This is a genomic window from Pseudomonas sp. JV414 (assembly GCF_032424305.1).
GTDB classification, from domain to species: Bacteria; Pseudomonadota; Gammaproteobacteria; order Pseudomonadales; family Pseudomonadaceae; genus Aquipseudomonas; species Aquipseudomonas lini.
On record NZ_VYKC01000020.1, the window covers coordinates 382,906 to 401,485 of the forward strand.

Genomic DNA, 18,580 nt, shown 5'->3' on the forward strand with positions numbered 1-18,580 from the left:
GCGCTCCTCAGGCTTGGGCGATCAGACGGTCGTAAGCGTCTTGATCCAGCAGTTGGCCGACAGCCAAGGCGTCGGTTGGCTTGAAGCGGAAGAACCAGCCTTCGCCCAGCGGATCTTCGTTGACCAGTTCAGGGCTGCTGTCCAGCGCCGGGTTCACTTCCAGCACTTCGCCGTCGAGTGGCATGTACACGCCGCTGGCGGCTTTTACCGATTCCACGGTGGCGGCTTCAGCGCCTTTGTCGTAGGACTGCAGCTCAGGCAGTTGTACGAAAACCACGTCGCCCAAGGCGTTCTGCGCGAAAGCAGTGATGCCGACTGTGACGGTGCCGTCAGCTTCGGTGCGCAGCCATTCGTGATCTTCAGTAAAACGCAACTCGCTCATGGAAACTCCTAAGGGGGCCAGACTCGTCTGGTGGACGCGATTGAATGCTTGGGCAAAAAGCCCTTCTTTATAGGTGGTTACTAAGCAAAAACGCGGCCAATGTTGTTTATTCGTTATAAATCAATGGGATATTGGTTTTTGCGGAAAGCGGAGAAGGGCTGGCTGTAGCGAAATCGCTACAGTACAGACTGAAGAAAAAAGCTGAGGTGGATCAAAGCCTTGCACAGCGGTGATCAGGAGAGAGTGTATCGATATCGTTCCACTGTAGCGCTTTCAGTACAGATGGAGGTCGCTTTTACACAGGTTAGAAACCCTTGAATTGAAATCCGACCCGTAGGAGCTGCCGAAGGCTGCGATCTTGTCCCAGGCGCTACAAAGCTAAAGTCAAAAGATCGCAGCCTTCGGCAGCTCCTACATGGATAAGCGCACGGCCCGATACAAGGGTAAGCATGCGACCGAAGGCAGGGGCATTCAGGGCTTGTTGGGTATGCCGTACTTACGCAACCGATGGGCAATCGCGGTGTGGGAGGTTTGCAGGCGGCTGGCCAGTTGACGGGTCGAGGGGTAGCTGACGTAGAGCTTTTCCAGCAGGGTTTTCTCGAACTCTTCCATGGCCTGTTCAAGGCTGTCGACCTCGCTGTCGCTCTGGCGCGCCACGGAGGTGCCGGCGATGTCGAGATCGCCGATGTCCACCAGGCTGCTTTCGCAAATCGCCGCGGCACGGAAGATCACGTTCTGCAGTTGCCGCACATTACCCGGCCAACGGTTGCCCAGCAGCGCGGGATAAGTGCCCGGCGCAAGACGACAGACCGGTCGCTGGATCTGCGCGCAGGCCTGCTGCATGAAGTAGCGCGCCAGCAGCAGAATGTCCTGGCCGCGCTCGCGCAACGGCGGCACTTCAACATTCAGCACGTTGAGGCGATAGAACAGGTCTTCGCGGAAGGTGCCTTCACTGACCATTTTTTCCAGATCGCGGTGGGTCGCGCTGAGGATCCGCACATTGACCTTCACTTCGCGATCGCCACCGACCCGACGGAAGCTGCCATCGTTGAGAAAACGCAGCAATTTCGCCTGCAAGTACGGCGACATTTCACCGATCTCGTCGAGAAATACCGTGCCCTGGTTGGCCAGTTCCATCAGTCCCGGTTTGCCGCCCCGTTGCGCGCCGGTGAAGGCGCCGGGGGCGTAGCCGAACAGTTCGCTTTCGGCGAGGTTTTCCGGTAGTGCCGCGCAGTTCAAGGCCAGGAACGGCGAACTGTGGCGAGCGCTGATGGCGTGGCAGGCGCGGGCCACTAGTTCTTTACCGGTGCCGGTCTCACCCTGGATCAACAACGGTGCATCGAGGGCCGCAACCCGTTGAGCGCGAGCCTTGAGCGTACGGATCGCCGGGGATTCACCGAGCAGGGCATCGAAGCCTTCGGCATGGTCGTGGTGCAGTGCCGAGAGGCGTTCGCCGATGCGGTTCGGTTGATACAGGGTCAGCAGCGCGCCGGCGTCGGTGATCGGCGTGGCGTCCAGCAGCAGGGTCTGGCCGTTGACGGTGATCTCCCTCAGCGGCAGGCGGAAGCCGTTTTCCAGCAATGCGTCGAGCAACGCCGGGTCGGCAAACAGCTCGCTGATGCTTTCACCTGCCGGTTCGCGGCCGTACAGGGCAATCAATGCCGGGTTGGCCAGAAGCACCTTGCCAGCGCTGTCGAGGGCCAACACCGGGTCGGTCATGGCGGCGAGCAACGCGTCGAGCTGCAAGTGACGGCGCTGGCCGGGAAGGATGTCGACCACCGTCACCGCTTGCACGCCGCGCACGCTGAACAGCGCGTCGCGCAGCTCTTCGAGCACTGCCGGGCTCAAGGTCGGGGCGTCGATGTAGACGTTGGGCGGCACCATTTCCACCGCATCCAGATTGAGATTGCGCCCACCGAGCAGGGCCAGGACTTCCTGGGTGATGCCGACGCGGTCGATGAAGCTGACGTGGATACGCATGGGGCGGTTGGGTTCTGGAGTGCGGAGGGTGGCAAGTATGCCTTGGGGCGGGTCTTAGGTGAAATGTACGTGCTAATTGTAGGAGCGAGGCTTGCCCGCGAAGAGGCCATCGAGACCGCTAAAAGCTTCGCGGGCAAGCCTCGCTCCTACAGGTCGTGTGTCGCGGTCTTTCAGTCGGTTTCCATAGCGAATGAAAGTCCGTCATCGCGAGCAAGCCCGCTCCCACAAGGTCAGTGGGTTATTCGAAGTTCTCGAGGTTTACCGGGTCGCCGGATTTCATATCCAACTGCTTGCGGATGTCTTCAAACATTAAATCGTAATGCTTGTGAATCGAGCCGATCTGGCTGTGTGTCTTCGGGATTCCGTACTTCTCGGCGATTTTTGTCACGTTGTTGGCGAAGTTGTAAGCCTCCTCCTTGGGCAGAAAGAAGGTCTCCTTCATGTCCTTTCCCTGCATGCTGCCGTGCAGGGTGAACAGCATCCCTTTGCCTTTCTTGGGATCCTGCGTGACCTCATAGTCAAGGTGCACGTTGTAGTTGACATCATCCGGGGTCAGCGCGTGGCGCTCGATGTGCAGATGACCGGGCTCAAACGTTGCCATTGACGTCTCTCCTTACAAGTAAGTTATGCCAGGTGTCGCCGTACTGATACGCGTGCCGGCCTTGCCCTGGACGATCGCCTCGATATCCGAGAGTGAACCGATCACCGCGGTTTTTCCAGTATGGCGGGCGAACTCGCAGGCCGCCTGGACCTTTGGTCCCATGGAGCCGGCCGCGAAGCCGAGTTTTTCCATGTCATCCGGGTGGGCCTGGGCGATGGCTTTCTGGGTGGGTTTGCCGAAGTCGATGAACGCCGCGCTAACGTCGGTGGCAATCACCAACAGATCGCTTTCAAGTTGTTCGGCCAGCAGCGCTGAGCACAGGTCCTTGTCGATCACCGCTTCCACGCCCTGCAGTTTGCCACTGGCGGCGTACATCGTCGGGATGCCGCCACCGCCGGCGCAAATCACAATGCTGCCTTTTTCCAGCAGCCACTTGATCGGGCGGATTTCGAAGATGCGTTTCGGTCTCGGGCTGGCGACCACGCGGCGGAATTTGTCGCCGTCCGGAGCAATCGCCCAGCCTTTCTCTGCGGCGAGTTTCTCTGCTTCGGCCTTGGTGTAGACCGGGCCGATGGGTTTGCTGGGGGCCTGGAACGCCGGGTCGTTGGCGTCGACTTCGACCTGGGTCAGCAGGGTGGCGAACGGGACTTCGAAGTCCAGCAGGTTGCCCAGTTCCTGTTCGATGATGTAGCCGATCATGCCTTCGGTTTCGGCACCGAGCACGTCCAGCGGGTAAGCGGAAACCTGGGTGTAGGCCGCGGCTTGCAGCGACAGTAGGCCAACTTGCGGGCCATTACCGTGAGCGATCACCAGTTGATTGCCGGGATAAACCTTGGCGATCTGTTCGGTGGCGATCCGGATGTTGGCGCGCTGGTTGTCCGCGGTCATGGGTTCACCCCGGCGGAGCAGGGCGTTACCGCCCAGAGCAACGACGATACGCATAATGCAGTCCTTCTAAACAGAGGTTGCGGGCGATTCGGCCCCGGTTGGAACTCGGTCAATGTGGGAGCTGGCTTGCCTGCGATGGCATCACCTCGGTGTATCTGACAGACCGAGGCGATGCCATCGCAGGCAAGCCAGCTCCCACAGGGGCTTTGTTCCTGCAGGAGGAACCGGATCGGTCCTTAGATATCCGCCAGCGCCGACACCAGGATCGCCTTGATGGTGTGCATGCGGTTTTCCGCTTGCTCGAAGGCGATGTTGGCCGGTGATTCGAAGACTTCTTCGGTCACTTCAACCCCGTTGGCCAGGTGCGGATAGCGCGCGGCGATGTCTTTGCCGACCTTGGTTTCGCTGTTGTGGAATGCTGGCAGGCAGTGCATGAACTTCACGCGCGGGTTGCCCGAGGCTTTCATCATTTCGGCGTTGACTTGGTACGGCAGCAGTTGCTCGATGCGCTCGTCCCACGCCTCAACCGGCTCGCCCATCGACACCCAGATGTCGGTGTGAATGAAGTCCACGCCCTTGACCGCTGCTTTCGGGTCTTCGGTGATGGTGATGCGCGCGCCGCTTTCGGCGGCGAAGGCCTGGCACTGATCGATGAAGTCCTGATGCGGCCACAGCGCTTTCGGTGCAGCGATGCGCACGTCCATGCCGAGCTTGGCGCCGATCATCAGCAGCGAATTGCCCATGTTGTAGCGCGCGTCGCCGAGGTAGGCGTAGCTGATGTCGTGCAGCGGTTTGTCGCTATGTTCACGCATGGTCAGGGTGTCGGCAATCATTTGCGTCGGGTGGAATTCAGCGGTCAGGCCGTTGAACACCGGCACGCCGGCGAACTTCGCCAGCTCTTCGACGATTTCCTGTTCGAAGCCGCGGTACTCGATGGCATCGAACATCCGCCCGAGCACGCGGGCGGTGTCTTTCATGCTTTCCTTGTGGCCGATCTGCGACGACACCGGGTCGATATAGGTGACGTGGGCGCCCTGATCGTGGGCCGCGACTTCGAAGGCGCAACGGGTGCGAGTCGAGGTTTTTTCGAAGATCAGTGCGATGTTCTTGCCTTGCAGGTGTGGACGCTCGGTGCCGGTGTACTTGGCGCGTTTGAGGTCACGGGACAGGTCCAGCAGGTAGTTCAGCTCGCGAGTGGTGTGGTGCATCAAACTCAGTAGGCTGCGGTTGCGCATGTTGAAAGCCATGATTGGATCTCCTTTGGTATCGGTTATCCCCCGGGCCGCGCTGGATAAGCGGCGGCCAGGGTTTGAAAGTTAATAGTCGATAGGGTCGCGAATGATCGGGCAGGTCATGCAGTGGCCACCGCCACGCCCGCGACCGAGTTCACCGGCGCTGATGGTGATGACCTCGATGCCAGCCTTGCGCAGCAGAGTGTTGGTGTAGGTGTTGCGGTCGTAACCGATCACCACGCCTGGTTCCACCGCCACCACGTTATTGCCGTCGTCCCATTGCTCGCGTTCGGCGGCGAAGCTGTTGCCGCCGGTTTCGACGACGCGCAGCGCTTTCAGGTTGAGGGCCTTGGCCACGGTGTCGAGGAAGCTGGTTTCTTCGCGGCGGATATCGACGCCGCCCGGTTTGCTTTCATCAGGGCGCACGCTGAAGGCGACGATCTGGTTCACCACTTCCGGGAAAATGGTCACGAGGTCGCGGTCGCAGAAGCTGAACACGGTGTCCAGGTGCATCGCTGCGCGGGACTTCGGCAGGCCGGCGACGATCACCCGCTCGACCGCCTTGTTCTTGAACAGGTTGACCGCCAATTGGCCGATGGCCTGTCGGGACGAACGCTCGCCCATGCCGATCAACACCACGCCGTTGCCGATCGGCATCACGTCGCCGCCCTCAAGGGTGGCGCTGCCATGGTCCTGATCCGGATCGCCGTACCAGATCTGGAAGTCGGCGTTGGTGAATTGCGGGTGGAATTTGTAGATGGCAGTGGCCAGTAACGTTTCCTGACGGCGCGCCGGCCAGTACATCGGGTTCAACGTCACGCCGCCGTAGATCCAGCAGGTGGTGTCGCGGGTGAACTGGGTGTTGGGCAGCGGCGGCAGAATGAAGCTGGAGTGACCAAGAAATTCGCGAAACATCTGAATGGTCTTGCCGCCGAAGCTGTCCGGCAGGTCATCGGCGGAGACGCCGCCAATCAGGAATTCGGCAATCTTTCTCGGCTCCAGGCTACGCAGCCAGGAACCTGTTTCGTTGACCAGCCCAAGGCCGACCGAGTTGGCGGTGATCTTGCGTTCCAGAATCCAGTCCAGTGCTTCTGGAATGGCGACGATGTCGGTCAGCAGGTTGTGCATTTCCAGCACATCGATGTTGCGTTCGCGCATCTTGGTGACAAAGTCGAAATGGTCACGCTTGGCTTGAGCAACCCACAGCACATCATCAAAAAGCAGTTCGTCACAGTTGTTCGGGGTCAGCCGCTGGTGGGCCAGGCCGGGGGAGCAAACCATGACTTTGCGCAGTTTGCCGGCTTCGGAATGGACGCCGTACTTAACTTTTTCGGTGGTCATTACAGTGATCCTCCAGATGACAAATGGGTCAGGTGTTACAGAGTCAGGAAGCCGTCATACAGCCCGTAAGCTGCCACCAGGGCGCCCACGACAACTGCTGCGAAAATCAGCTTCTCGACGTTGGTGAAAACCGGTTTGTTGACTTCAAGCTTGGCCTTGGCAAACAGGATCGCGCCGGGCGCATAGAGCAGGGCGGAGAGCAGCAGGTATTTGACGCCGCCGGCATAGATCAGCCAGACCGCGTAGATCAACGCAACGGCGCCGATGAACAGGTCTTTCCTGCGCTCGGCTATAGCGTTTTCATAGCTCTCGCCGCGCACCGCCAGCAGCAGCGCATAAGCCGCCGACCACAGGTACGGCACCAGAATCATCGAAGTGGCGAGGTAGATCAGCGACAGATAAGTGCTGGCCGAGAACAGCGTGATGATCAGGAACAGCTGGACCATGGCGTTGGTCAGCCACAGCGCGTTGACCGGCACATGGTTGGCGTTTTCCTTGCGCAGGAAGGCCGGCATGGTGTGGTCCTTGGCGGCAGCGAACATGATCTCTGCACACAGCAACACCCACGACAGCAGCGCACCGAGCAATGAGATGATCAGGCCGACGCTGATCAGCACCGCGCCCCAATGACCGACCACATGTTCCAGCACGGCGGCCATGGACGGGTTCTGCAGTTTGGCCAATTCCGGTTGGGTCATGATCCCCAGCGACAGCACATTCACCAGCACCAGGAACAGCAACACGGTGATGAAACCGATGACGGTGGCTTTACCAACGTCGCTGCGTTTTTCCGCGCGGGCCGAGAAGATGCTCGCGCCTTCGATGCCGATGAACACCCACACGGTGACCAGCATCATCTTGCGCACCTGGTTCATCACGCTGCCCAGGTCAGGGTTTTTCACGCCCCAGATGTCGGCGGTGAAGATGTCCAGTTTGAACGCGAAAATCGCGATCAGGACAAACAGCAGCAGCGGTACGATTTTGGCGACGGTGGTCACCAGGTTAATGAACGCTGCTTCCTTGATTCCGCGCAATACCAGGAAATGCACACCCCAGAGCAGCACCGACGCACCGATCACGGCAGCGACAGTATTTCCCTCGCCAAAAATGGGGAAGAAGTAGCCGAGGGTGCTGAACAAAAGTACGAAGTAACCAACGTTACCCAGCCAGGCGCTGATCCAGTAACCCCAAGCGGACGAGAAACCCATGTAGTCGCCGAAACCGGCCTTGGCGTAGGCGTAAACACCGCCGTCCAGATCAGGTTTTCGATTAGCGAGGGTCTGGAACACGAAGGCCAGGGTCAACATGCCCACTGCGGTAATTGCCCAACCGATAAGAACGGCACCGACGTCTGCACTGGCGGCCATGTTCTGGGGCAAAGAGAAGATCCCGCCACCAATCATTGAGCCGACAACCAATGCAACCAAGGCGCCGAGCTTCAGTTTTCCGGGGGATTCAGACATTGCATGACTCCAGTGCAGGAGAAGAGAGAAAACAGGTTAGTTTTGTTCGCTGTTCAATCATCTGACTTAGATCAATGCATGGTCACATTCCATTGTTAAGTAAAGAGTTATGGGGCTTTTACAGGTATAAGGCTAATGCCCGGAAAGCCCTGTGCAGAGGCCTCGGATAAAAGTGAAAGAAATAAAGCGTATCAGTTGAAGTTTAGACGCTAGTTTGTTTTTTTGTTTTGGCAAGTATTGGTCGTTTGATTTTGCAGTGATATTGATTTATTAGGATCTACCGACAAAACCGCTATTTCCGGATGCTGCAATAGCGTGATCAGTTATAAATAAAGGCAAGATTGGCGTTAATTGATAAACGTTATTACGCTTTATCTATTTAGTAAAAAACCGACTATGTGACGGTCTCGCGGCGATAGCGCGGCGGGGTTAATGGAGACGCCGAATGTCGCAACCGACGCAAAAGCTTCGCCTGAGTGCGCTGATCGCTTTGGTGGTGGGATCGATGGTTGGCGGCGGGATTTTTTCCTTACCGCAAAACATGGCGGCGCGTGCCGATGCCGGGGCGATATTGATTGGTTGGGCGATCACTGCAGTGGGCATGCTGACCCTGGCTTTCGTCTTTCAGACCCTGGCCAATCGCAAGCCGGAACTGGACTCCGGGGTATATGCCTACGCCAAGGCCGGTTTCGGCGATTACATGGGTTTTTCCTCCGCCTGGGGATACTGGATCAGCGCCTGGCTGGGCAATGTCGGTTATTTCGTGCTGCTGTTCAGCACGCTCGGTTATTTCTTTCCGGTGTTTGGCCAAGGCAACACGCCGATCGCCATCGGCTGCGCGTCGGTGCTGCTGTGGGCGGTGCATTTTCTGGTGCTGCGCGGAATCAAGGAGGCGGCGTTCATCAATCAACTGACCACCGTGGCCAAGATCGTGCCGCTGATCATGTTCATCGTCATCGCCGCTGTGGCTTTCAAGGCGGACATCTTCACCCGCGACATTTGGGGCCGCAGCAACCCGAATTTCGGCGGCGTGATGGACCAGGTGCGCAACATGATGCTGGTCACCGTGTTCGTGTTCATCGGTATCGAAGGCGCCAGTGTGTATTCGGCGAGGGCGCAGAAACGTTCGGACGTGGGCCGGGCGACGGTCATCGGTTTTATCGGGGTATTGGCGCTGCTGGTGCTGGTGAACGTGTTATCCCTCGGGATCATGAGCCAACCGGAATTGGCCACCTTGCAGAACCCGTCGCTGGCTGCGGTACTGGAACATATCGTCGGCCCTTGGGGCGCGTTGCTGATCAGCATCGGCTTGGCGATTTCGCTGCTGGGGGCCTTGTTGTCGTGGGCGCTGCTGTGCGCTGAAATCCTCTTCGCCACCGCGAAAGACAAGACCATGCCAGCCTTCCTGAAAAAGGAGAACGCCAACCATGTGCCGGTCAATGCGCTGTGGCTGACCAACGTGATGATCCAGATTTTTCTGCTGATCACACTGTTTTCCGCCGGCACTTACACCAGCCTGATTTACCTCGCCTCATCGATGATTCTGGTGCCGTACCTGTGGTCGGCGGCGTATGCGGTGTTGTTGAGCGGGCGAGGGGAAACCTATGAGCATGCGTCGGCCGAGCGCACGAAAGACTTGCTGATCGGCGGCATTGCCCTGTCTTACGCGGTTTGGTTGTTGTATGCCGGGGGCGTGAAATACCTGCTGCTTTCGGCGTTGTTGTATGCACCGGGGGTGATTCTGTTTGCCCAGGCCAAGCGGGAACAGGGCAGGCCGTTGTTTACGTTGGTGGAGAAGGGAATTTTCAGCTGTGTGGTTGCCGGGGCGGGGCTGGCGGCGTATGGGTTGTACAGCGGGATACTGTCTTTGTGATCCGGTATTTGCGGTGACTGTTCGGGCCTCATCGCGGGCAAGCCACGCTCCCACAGGTGATATGTGTTCTCCTGTGGGAGCGTGGCTTGCCCGCGATAGCTATCTGATGGTCACCACCACTGCGCGCGATGGGAACCCAATTCCCCGGCCGGCAGCGCCCACTGCAGCGGTGTCCCGGTGATTTTCAGTGGCACCTGCAGTCGGTGGGCCGGTCCCCATGGTGTCTGCTCAACCAACATCCCTTGATCGTTGTCATCCTCCGCCCGCAACGCCTCATCGGTCCCCGCGCCATGTTCAATAAGCAATTTGGCGGTCCGCGCCAACGACAACCTGGCCGACCCGCCACGACCCAATAACGTGATCGCCGTAGCCGCCATCAAATACCCGGTGGCGTGATCAAGCGCCTGCACCGGCAGCGGTGTCGGTTTGTTCGCTTTCTTCCACTGCATCCCCTTTTCGGCAATCCCGCTGCTCATCTGTACCAAACTGTCGAACCCTCGACGGTTCTGCCAGGGGCCGCTCCAACCGTAGGCGTTGAGGCACACATCAATCAGGCCCGGTGCCAGTTTTTGCCGCGCGGCGACACCGTAACCCAACCTTTCCAATGCATCGGCGCGGTAGCCGTGGAGCAAGATATCGGCGTCCTTGAGCAGACTTTCGAACACTGCGCGGTCGTCATTGTTGTGCAAGTCCAGGCGCGCACAGCGTTTGCCCAAAGTGACTTCCGGCACCACACCCGGTTCGTTCCAGGTTGGAGGGTCGATGCGCAAAACATCGGCACCGAGGCCGGCGAGAAATCGGCTGGCGATGGGGCCGGCCAACACGCGGGTCAAATCCAGCACCTTGATGCCCGCCAGCGGTTGCGCCACCGAACCCCGCCACGGCTTCGCGTTTTCGCCGCTGTCGGCGCTGTCGGCGCTGAACTGAATCAACGGTTCGGCGTTCACCGCCAAACCTTGGGGATGCGCTTGCCATTGCGACCAGCTGCGCATTTCGGCCGCGCAACCACCGGCATCAACTACGGCCTGTTCCAGATCACTTTTCACCCATTGCGCAACCTTGCTCGCCATCGCGGCGCGGTCGGCACAGGCGCCGAGGACGCTTTCAGCGGCGGCACGATGATGAGGCGCGTTGGTGTGCAGGCGGATCCAGCCGTCCTTGGTCGCATAGTCACCGGCAACCGGGTCCCACAACGGTGGAACGCTCCAGCCCATGGGACGGATTGACGTTGCGAACCAGAACGACGCCAGGCGCCGGTCGACTTCAAGGGCAGGCAAACGGCCGGTGTGTTGTTGCAGCCATTCACTGACAGCCTGACCGGCGGCGGCAATGCTCGCGCAGGCAAGGTCGGTGACGGCAAACGCCGAGGGCAGGGCGCCACTCGAGGTAAACGGGATTGGGGTGTGCGGCAAGCCGAGCGCGGCTTGAATAGACGTGAGTAAACCAGTCATCGAAGGCCCTCCGGAACGAGAGCCCGAGCATAGATCAAAATACCGCTCGATTAGATGAAAACGCCGATCGCCGGCCGAATACCCGATCCTGTGGGAGCTGGCTTGCCTGCGATGGCGGTGTATCAGCCAATAGGATTCGGCTGACACACCGCCATCGCAGGCAAGCCAGCTCCCACAAGGATTTCTGATTGTTGCTAAACCCGGAACTGGTCACGCTTCATCCACGCCCCAGCAGATAGGTCGCGTAATCCGGGATGCGGTGTTCGTGAGCCTGATCCATCAACGGGCTGCTGAGCAGGTAATCGGCGCTGCACTCGTTGCAGGCCACCGGGATGTTCCACACCGCCGCGACCCGCAGCAGCGCCTTGATGTCAGGGTCGTGGGGTTGCGGTTCGAACGGGTCCCAGAAGAACACCAGCATATCGACCCGCTGCTCGGCGATTCGCGCGCCCAGTTGTTGGTCGCCGCCCAGAGGACCGCTGATCATGCTTTCCACCGGCAGGTCGAGGCGTTGTTGTAACAACAACCCCGTCGTGCCGGTGGCGACCAGTTCATGTTGCGCAAGTTTGTCTTTCTGCCGCTCGGCCCAGTCCAGCAAAAATACTTTGCAGTGGTCGTGGGCAACCAGGGCGATACGCTTGCGCGCTGCCAGGGTTTTTTGCGTAAAGCTGATACCGATCATCGCTTGCTTCTCCCAGGCGTAATGCGCCTGCGACAATGCACTTTCGCCGTTGCAAATACCCGGTAGGAGCTGCCGCAGGCTGCGATCTTTTGATCCTGGCGGCTGTGAGGCCGACAAAAAATCAAGATCAAAAGATCGCAGCCTGCGGCAGCTCCTACAGGTCCGCGTCGACACAGGTGTCGAGCTGTTTATTCTGCGTTGCAGAGCGCCAGGCAGTTATCGAGCATGCGGTTGGAGAAGCCCCATTCGTTGTCGTACCAGGCCAGCACTTTGAGCAGCTTGCCGCTGGACTTGGTGTGGTTGGCGTCGAAGATCGACGACAGAGGGTTATGGTTGAAGTCGCTGGAAACCAGCGGCAGGGTGTTGTAACCCAGGATCTTCGAGTGCTGGCTGGCGTGTTTGAGCATCGCGTTGACTTCATCGGCCGACGCTTCACGCTTGAGCTGCACGGTCAGGTCCACCAGCGACACGTTGATCACTGGAACACGCACCGCCATGCCGGTCAGTTTGCCCGCCAGTTCCGGCAGCACCAGGCCTACTGCTTCAGCGGCGCCGGTCTTGCTCGGGATCATGTTCTGGGTGGCGGAACGGGCGCGGTACGGGTCGGTGTGATAGACGTCGGTCAGGTTCTGGTCGTTGGTGTAGGCATGGATGGTGGTCATCAAACCGCTTTCGATGCCCAGCTCGCGGTGCAGCACCTGGGCCACTGGGGCCAGGCAGTTGGTGGTGCACGAGGCGTTGGAAATGATCTGGTGCGATTGGCGCAGAATGTCGTGGTTAACACCATAAACCACGGTGGCGTCGGCGCCTTTGGCCGGGGCTGAGATAATCACTTTGCGCGCGCCGGCCGTAATATGCGCGGCGGCTTTGGCACGGTCGGTGAACAGACCGGTGCATTCGAACACGACGTCGACCTTTTCCGCGGCCCAAGGCAATTCGGCCGGGTTGCGAATGGCGCTGACCGAAATACGGTCGCCGTTGACGGTCAGGCTTTCCTGATCGTGCTGGACTTCGGCATCGAATGTGCCATGAACAGTGTCGTACTTGAGCAGGTGAGCATTCATCGAACTGTCGCCCAGGTCGTTGATCGCTACGATCTGCAGATCCTGACGATAACCTTGGGTATACAGTGCGCGTAGGACATTACGGCCGATACGGCCAAAACCATTGATTGCGATTCGAAGAGTCATTTACAGCGCCGCCGTCGTTTTGTTGTTGGAATTACAAGATTATTCGCAAAAAAATAGAAAACAAGCCTTTTTAGTGGCAATATTTTGTTTTATCTACAACGAGTGACCTGAATCAACTGGTCCGAATGATCAAGAAAACCGTCTGTCATCCCAATCACAGCGGTGCTTGATCAGCATAGACAATCAGGTCGCCACATCCGTTAGCCTGGAGTTCTACACATGCATCCCCGCGTCCTTGAGGTCACCGAACGGCTTATCGCCCGCAGCCGCGCCACGCGTGAGGCTTACCTTGCATTGATCCGCGGCGCCGCCAGCGACGGCCCGATGCGCGGCAAGCTGCAATGCGCCAACTTCGCCCATGGCGTAGCCGGGTGTGGCAGCGACGACAAGCACAGCCTGCGGATGATGAACTCCGCCAACATTGCAATAGTTTCGTCATATAACGACATGCTCTCGGCGCATCAGCCGTACGAAGTCTTCCCGGAACAGATCAAAAAAGCCTTGCGCGAAATCGGCTCCGTCGGCCAGTTCGCCGGTGGCACCCCTGCGATGTGTGATGGCGTGACCCAAGGCGAGCCGGGCATGGAACTGAGCCTGCCGAGCCGCGAAGTGATCGCGCTGTCCACCGCTGTAGCGCTTTCCCACAACATGTTCGACGGCGCGCTGATGCTCGGCATCTGCGACAAGATCGTGCCGGGCCTGATGATGGGCGCGTTGCGGTTCGGTCATCTGCCGACGATTTTCGTACCGGGCGGGCCGATGGTGTCGGGCATTTCCAACAAGCAGAAAGCCGATGTGCGTCAGCGCTACGCCGAAGGCAAGGCGACGCGCGAAGAGCTGCTGGAATCGGAGATGAAGTCCTATCACAGCCCTGGCACCTGCACCTTCTACGGCACCGCCAACACTAACCAGTTGCTGATGGAAGTCATGGGCCTGCACTTGCCGGGCGCCTCTTTCGTCAACCCGAACACCCCGTTGCGTGATGCCCTGACCCGTGAAGCGGCGCACCAGGTCACCCGTCTGACCAAGCAGAACGGCGACTTCATGCCGATCGGCGAAATCGTCGACGAGCGTTCGCTGGTCAACTCCATCGTCGCCCTGCACGCCACCGGCGGTTCGACCAACCACACGCTGCACATGCCGGCCATCGCCATGGCCGCGGGCATTCAGTTGACCTGGCAGGACATGGCCGACCTCTCCGAGGTAGTGCCGACCCTGAGCCACGTGTACCCGAACGGCAAAGCCGACATCAACCACTTCCAGGCGGCGGGCGGCATGTCGTTCCTGATCCGCGAACTGCTGGAAGCCGGCCTGCTACACGAAAACGTCAACACCGTGCTCGGCCACGGCCTGAGCCGCTACACCATGGAACCGTTCCTCGAAAACGGCGAACTGGTCTGGCGCGAAGGCCCGATCGAAAGCCTCGACGAAACCATCCTGCGTCCGGTCGCTCGCGCATTCTCGCCAGAGGGCGGCCTGCGCGTGATGGAAGGCAACCTCGGTCGTGGCGTGATGAAAGTTTCCGCCGTCGCTTTGGAAAACCAGGTCGTCGAAGCACCGGCCATGGTGTTCCAGGATCAGCAGGATCTGGCCGATGCCTTCAAGGCCGGTTTGCTCGAGAAGGATTTCGTCGCGGTGATGCGCTTCCAGGGCCCACGTTCCAACGGCATGCCGGAGCTGCACAAGATGACGCCGTTCCTCGGCGTGCTGCAGGATCGCGGTTTCAAAGTCGCGTTGGTGACTGACGGGCGCATGTCCGGCGCCTCGGGGAAAATCCCGGCGGCGATCCACGTCAGCCCCGAAGCTTATGTGGGCGGCGCTTTGGCGCGAGTGCAAGAGGGCGATATCATCCGCGTCGATGGCGTCAAAGGCACTCTGGAGCTTAAGGTGGACGCCGAAGAATTCGCAGCGCGCGAACCTGCCAAAGGTCTGTTGGGCAACAACATTGGCAGCGGTCGCGAACTGTTTGGTTTCATGCGCATGGCCTTCAGCTCCGCAGAGCAAGGCGCCAGCGCCTTTACTTCTGCCCTGGAGACGCTTAATTGAAACTGGCTCTGGTCGGTGACATCGGTGGCACCAACGCACGTTTCGCGTTGTGGAAAAACCAGCAGCTGGAATCGGTCCAGGTGCTGGCGACGGCAGACCACGCCAGCCCGGAGGAGGCTATTGCGCTTTACCTGAGCGGGCTCGGTCTGGCGCCGGGTTCGATCGGTTCGGTGTGCCTGTCGGTGGCGGGCCCCGTGAGTGGCGATGAATTCAAGTTCACCAACAATCACTGGCGGCTCAGTCGCAAGGGGTTCTGCAAAACCTTGCAGGTGGATCAACTGCTGTTGATCAACGACTTCTCGGCGATGGCGCTGGGCATGACCCGTTTGCAGCCGGGCGATTTCCGGGTGGTCTGCGAAGGCACCCCGGAACCGTTGCGGCCGGCGGTGGTGATCGGCCCGGGCACTGGCCTGGGCGTGGGCACGTTGCTCGATTTGGGCGAGGGCCGTTTTGCCCCGCTGCCGGGGGAGGGCGGTCACGTCGACCTGCCGCTGAGCAGCCTGCGAGAAACCCAACTGTGGCAGCACATCTTCAACGAGATCGGCCATGTCAGCGCTGAAACGGCGTTGAGCGGCAGTGGTTTGCCGCGGGTCTACCGGGCGATCTGCGCGGTGGACGGTCACACGCCGGTGCTCGACACGCCTGAGTCGATTACGGCGGCCGGGCTGGCGGGCGATCCGATTGCCCTGGAAGTGCTCGAGCAGTTCTGTTGCTGGCTCGGTCGCGTGGCCGGTAACAACGTGCTGACCACCGGTGCACGGGGTGGTGTTTACATCGTTGGCGGGGTGATTCCACGGTTTGCCGATTTCTTCATCGAAAGCGGTTTCGCCCGGTGCTTCGCCGACAAAGGTTGCATGAGCGATTACTTCAAAGGCATTCCGGTGTGGCTGGTGACGGCGCCGTATTCCGGGTTGGTGGGCGCGGGTGTGGCGCTGGATCAGGCTTGAAACCGCGTCGCCTTCATCGCGGGCAAGCCACGCTCCCACAGGATTACCTACATCTGAAAATGTGCGCATAACCTTGTGGGAGCGGGCTTGCCCGCGATGAGGCCCTCACAGACAACATAGATCTTTGATCGATCAGGCATAATCCTCCCCAACACAAACAACAAGGACGCCGCCCCGTGAGCTCAGTCAACAAGTCGATTTTGTTGGTCGATGACGATCAAGAGATACGCGAGTTGCTGGACACCTACCTGACCCGCGCCGGTTTCCAGGTCCGTACCACGCCCGATGGTGCAGGCTTTCGTCAGGCCTTGAACGAGGCGCCGAGCGATCTGGTGATTCTCGATGTGATGCTGCCGGACGAAGACGGTTTCAGCCTCTGTCGCTGGATCCGCCAACACCCGCGCCAGGCCCATGTGCCGATCATCATGCTCACCGCCAGTTCCGACGAGGCCGACCGCGTCATTGGCCTGGAACTGGGCGCCGACGACTACCTTGGCAAACCTTTCAGCCCCCGTGAATTGCAGGCGCGCATCAAAGCCTTGTTGCGCCGCGCGCAGTTCGGTCAGGAGCGTTCCGGCAGCGAAGTGCTGGCTTTCGACGACTGGCGACTGGACATGGTCAGCCATCGACTGTTCCACATCGACGGCGAGGAAGTGATTCTCTCGGGCGCCGATTTCGCGCTGCTGAAACTGTTCCTCGATCACCCTCAGGAAATCCTCGACCGTGACACCATTGGCAACGCCACCCGTGGCCGTGACCTGATGCCGCTCGATCGCATTGTCGACATGGCGGTCAGCCGTTTGCGCCAGCGCCTGCGCGACACCGAAAAACCGCCACGGCTGATCCGTACCGTGCGCGGCAGTGGTTACCAACTGGCAGCCAACGTGGTTGCCAGCAATGGCCACTGAGTTCCTGCGCAAGCTCGCCGGGCAGGTGCCGGTGCCGCGCTCGCTGCTCGGGCGCATGTTGCTGCTGACCCTGCTGGCGGTGTTATTCGCCCAGGCGCTGTCGAGCGTGATCTGGGTCTCGCAATTGCGCGCCACGCAGCTTGAAGGCCTGGTCACCAGCGCTCGCAGCCTGGCTCATTCGATGACGGCCAGCGTCAGTTATTTCCGCTCGTTGCCGGTGGCGTTTCGACCGCTGGTACTCGATCAATTGCGCAGCATGGGCGGCACCCGATTCGTGGTGACGCTCAACGACAAACCCTTGGGGATGGAAGTGCTGCCGATCACCCCGCGCAAAGAAGCGGTGCTCAAAGCGGTGGGCGAAGTGTTGCGCGAGTCGCTGGGTCAGGACATCGACATCTCGGTGACGTTCGTCAGCCCCGAAGACCTGCGGATTTTCAACGGCGGTTTGAAACTCGATGAGTTGCCACGTTCCTGGGCGCATTACGCGTTGACCCTGGAGCCAGTGAACCCGCCGGTGCTGGTCACGCAAATCCAGATGGCACCGGGCGAATGGCTGTACATCGCCTCGCTGTTGCCCGAGCCCTACACCAGTCTTGAAGAGCAAGGCCTGCCGGCGCAGCAGGTCTGGTTCATCGTGCTCACCAGCGGTTTCCTGCTGCTGTTCATCGGCCTGTTAGTGCATTGGCAGAGCCGACCGCTCAAACGATTGGCGCGGGCGGCGCGAGACATGTCTCTGGGTGCGGAAGTCGAACCGGTGGCGGAGGGCGGCGGCAGTGAAGTGGTGGAAGTAGGCCGCGCCTTCAATGCGATGCGCGAGCGCATCAGCCGTTACCTGACCGAACGCAGCCAGTTGTTCAGCGCGATTTCACACGATTTGCGCACGCCGATTACCCGGTTGCGACTGCGGGTGGAATTGCTTGAAGACGAAAAACTGCAAGCCAAATTCGGCCGTGATCTGGATGAGCTGGAGCTGCTGGTCAAGGGCGCGCTGCAGTGCGTGAAAGACACCGACATTCACGAAAACATCGAGCCGGTGGACCTCAATCATGTGCTCGACTGTTTGGTGGAACCGTATCTGGCACCCAACGGCAATGGCCGCGTGACTCAGCATGGCCGGGCGCTGGCGCCGTATCCCGGTAAACCATTGGCACTCAAGCGTTGCATCGGCAACCTGATCGACAACGCCTTGAAGTATGGGCAGAACGCGCATCTGCACATCGATGACGACGAGAGCGCGTTTGTCCTGCATGTCGACGATGAAGGGCCGGGCGTGCCGGAGCAGCGGCTGGAGCAGGTGTTTGAGCCGCACTTCCGTTTGGCCGGGCAGCAGCAGGGTTATGGCCTGGGGCTGGGGATTGCGCGCAACATTGCCCATAGCCATGGCGGTGAGGTCAGCCTGCAAAACCTGCGTGAAGGCGGGTTGCGGGTGACGTTGCAGTTGCCGCGTAGTGTTGATTAGGAAGACCGCGTTATCGTTCTTCGCGAGCAAGCCCGCTCCCACATTGGATTTGTGTACGACGCAGAACCACTGTGGGAGCGGGCTTGCTCGCGAAGGCGTCAGTCCCTTCAATACATCCCTCAAGGCTAATGTCACAG

The 18,580-nt window shown here is 59.7% G+C and carries 15 protein-coding genes; 5 read left to right on the forward strand and 10 right to left on the reverse strand.

Annotation, left to right across the window (positions count from 1 at the left end):
• Positions 1 to 7 precede the first annotated feature (7 nt).
• The 7 genes from gcvH to arcD (F6R97_RS21480) form a co-directional block, all read right to left on the reverse strand.
• The gene (gcvH, locus tag F6R97_RS21450) at positions 8 to 382 is read right to left on the reverse strand and encodes a glycine cleavage system protein GcvH (RefSeq protein ID WP_050683193.1); all 375 of its coding nucleotides are present in this window, start codon (positions 380 to 382) and stop codon (positions 8 to 10) included.
• A gap of 471 nt (positions 383 to 853) precedes the next feature.
• A complete protein-coding gene (locus tag F6R97_RS21455) occupies positions 854 to 2,362 on the reverse strand; it encodes a sigma-54-dependent transcriptional regulator (RefSeq protein ID WP_038981967.1) in 1,509 nt (502 codons plus the stop codon).
• Between the two features lie 238 nt (positions 2,363 to 2,600).
• Positions 2,601 to 2,963 (reverse strand): DUF5064 family protein, encoded by a 363-nt coding sequence (locus F6R97_RS21460; protein ID WP_038981968.1) that lies wholly within the window; start codon positions 2,961 to 2,963, stop codon positions 2,601 to 2,603.
• 12 nt (positions 2,964 to 2,975) lie between these two features.
• Complete coding sequence (gene arcC / locus F6R97_RS21465; RefSeq protein WP_038981969.1) at positions 2,976 to 3,905, reverse strand: carbamate kinase; 930 nt, start codon at positions 3,903 to 3,905, stop codon at positions 2,976 to 2,978.
• Between the two features lie 182 nt (positions 3,906 to 4,087).
• Entirely contained in the window at positions 4,088 to 5,098 is a 1,011-nt protein-coding gene (locus tag F6R97_RS21470; protein ID WP_038981970.1) for an ornithine carbamoyltransferase, read from the reverse strand.
• A gap of 69 nt (positions 5,099 to 5,167) precedes the next feature.
• Positions 5,168 to 6,424: an arginine deiminase gene (gene arcA, locus F6R97_RS21475; RefSeq protein WP_038981971.1), complete on the reverse strand. Its 1,257-nt coding sequence runs from the start codon at positions 6,422 to 6,424 to the stop codon at positions 5,168 to 5,170.
• 35 nt (positions 6,425 to 6,459) lie between these two features.
• Positions 6,460 to 7,887, reverse strand: coding sequence for an arginine-ornithine antiporter (gene arcD / locus F6R97_RS21480; RefSeq protein ID WP_038981972.1), 1,428 nt, complete (start codon positions 7,885 to 7,887; stop codon positions 6,460 to 6,462).
• Between the two features lie 445 nt (positions 7,888 to 8,332).
• Between arcD (F6R97_RS21480) and arcD (F6R97_RS21485) the strand changes: the two genes are divergently transcribed.
• A complete protein-coding gene (arcD, locus tag F6R97_RS21485; RefSeq protein ID WP_038981973.1) occupies positions 8,333 to 9,760 on the forward strand; it encodes an arginine-ornithine antiporter in 1,428 nt (475 codons plus the stop codon).
• A 110-nt stretch (positions 9,761 to 9,870) separates the two neighbouring features.
• Here the strand turns inward: arcD (F6R97_RS21485) and F6R97_RS21490 are convergent, their stop codons facing one another.
• The 3 genes from F6R97_RS21490 to gap form a co-directional block, all read right to left on the reverse strand.
• The gene (locus F6R97_RS21490; RefSeq protein ID WP_315867060.1) at positions 9,871 to 11,211 is read right to left on the reverse strand and encodes a CoA transferase; all 1,341 of its coding nucleotides are present in this window, start codon (positions 11,209 to 11,211) and stop codon (positions 9,871 to 9,873) included.
• A 217-nt stretch (positions 11,212 to 11,428) separates the two neighbouring features.
• Entirely contained in the window at positions 11,429 to 11,893 is a 465-nt protein-coding gene (locus F6R97_RS21495; protein ID WP_007903352.1) for a methylglyoxal synthase, read from the reverse strand.
• A gap of 188 nt (positions 11,894 to 12,081) precedes the next feature.
• Positions 12,082 to 13,083, reverse strand: coding sequence for a type I glyceraldehyde-3-phosphate dehydrogenase (gap, locus tag F6R97_RS21500; protein WP_038981975.1), 1,002 nt, complete (start codon positions 13,081 to 13,083; stop codon positions 12,082 to 12,084).
• Positions 13,084 to 13,302: 219 nt separating this feature from the next.
• Here gap and edd point away from each other — a divergent pair, with 219 nt between their 5' ends.
• From edd to F6R97_RS21520, 4 genes are all read left to right on the forward strand, one after another.
• Positions 13,303 to 15,129, forward strand: coding sequence for a phosphogluconate dehydratase (gene edd, locus F6R97_RS21505; protein ID WP_050681574.1), 1,827 nt, complete (start codon positions 13,303 to 13,305; stop codon positions 15,127 to 15,129).
• Positions 15,126 to 16,076: a glucokinase gene (locus F6R97_RS21510; protein WP_315867061.1), complete on the forward strand. Its 951-nt coding sequence runs from the start codon at positions 15,126 to 15,128 to the stop codon at positions 16,074 to 16,076. The genes edd and F6R97_RS21510 overlap by 4 nt, the downstream gene beginning before the upstream one ends.
• 176 nt (positions 16,077 to 16,252) lie before the next feature.
• Positions 16,253 to 16,984, forward strand: a complete 732-nt coding sequence (locus tag F6R97_RS21515) for a response regulator (protein WP_008006907.1) — start codon at positions 16,253 to 16,255, stop codon at positions 16,982 to 16,984.
• Positions 16,974 to 18,443: an ATP-binding protein gene (locus F6R97_RS21520; protein WP_038981978.1), complete on the forward strand. Its 1,470-nt coding sequence runs from the start codon at positions 16,974 to 16,976 to the stop codon at positions 18,441 to 18,443. Before F6R97_RS21515 ends, F6R97_RS21520 begins: the two co-directional genes overlap by 11 nt.
• Positions 18,444 to 18,580 lie beyond the last annotated feature (137 nt).

Excerpts from the sequence above, each read along its gene's own strand:
- gcvH (WP_050683193.1), bottom strand. The coding sequence starts at position 382 with ATGAGCGAGTTGCGTTTTACTGAAGATCACGAATGGCTGCGCACCGAA.
- F6R97_RS21455 (WP_038981967.1), bottom strand. The coding sequence starts at position 2,362 with ATGCGTATCCACGTCAGCTTCATCGACCGCGTCGGCATCACCCAGGAA.
- F6R97_RS21460 (WP_038981968.1), bottom strand. The coding sequence starts at position 2,963 with ATGGCAACGTTTGAGCCCGGTCATCTGCACATCGAGCGCCACGCGCTG.
- arcC (WP_038981969.1), bottom strand. The coding sequence starts at position 3,905 with ATGCGTATCGTCGTTGCTCTGGGCGGTAACGCCCTGCTCCGCCGGGGT.
- F6R97_RS21470 (WP_038981970.1), bottom strand. The coding sequence starts at position 5,098 with ATGGCTTTCAACATGCGCAACCGCAGCCTACTGAGTTTGATGCACCAC.
- arcA (WP_038981971.1), bottom strand. The coding sequence starts at position 6,424 with ATGACCACCGAAAAAGTTAAGTACGGCGTCCATTCCGAAGCCGGCAAA.
- arcD (WP_038981972.1), bottom strand. The coding sequence starts at position 7,887 with ATGTCTGAATCCCCCGGAAAACTGAAGCTCGGCGCCTTGGTTGCATTG.
- arcD (WP_038981973.1), top strand. The coding sequence starts at position 8,333 with ATGTCGCAACCGACGCAAAAGCTTCGCCTGAGTGCGCTGATCGCTTTG.
- F6R97_RS21490 (WP_315867060.1), bottom strand. The coding sequence starts at position 11,211 with ATGACTGGTTTACTCACGTCTATTCAAGCCGCGCTCGGCTTGCCGCAC.
- F6R97_RS21495 (WP_007903352.1), bottom strand. The coding sequence starts at position 11,893 with ATGATCGGTATCAGCTTTACGCAAAAAACCCTGGCAGCGCGCAAGCGT.
- gap (WP_038981975.1), bottom strand. The coding sequence starts at position 13,083 with ATGACTCTTCGAATCGCAATCAATGGTTTTGGCCGTATCGGCCGTAAT.
- edd (WP_050681574.1), top strand. The coding sequence starts at position 13,303 with ATGCATCCCCGCGTCCTTGAGGTCACCGAACGGCTTATCGCCCGCAGC.
- F6R97_RS21520 (WP_038981978.1), top strand. The coding sequence starts at position 16,974 with ATGGCCACTGAGTTCCTGCGCAAGCTCGCCGGGCAGGTGCCGGTGCCG.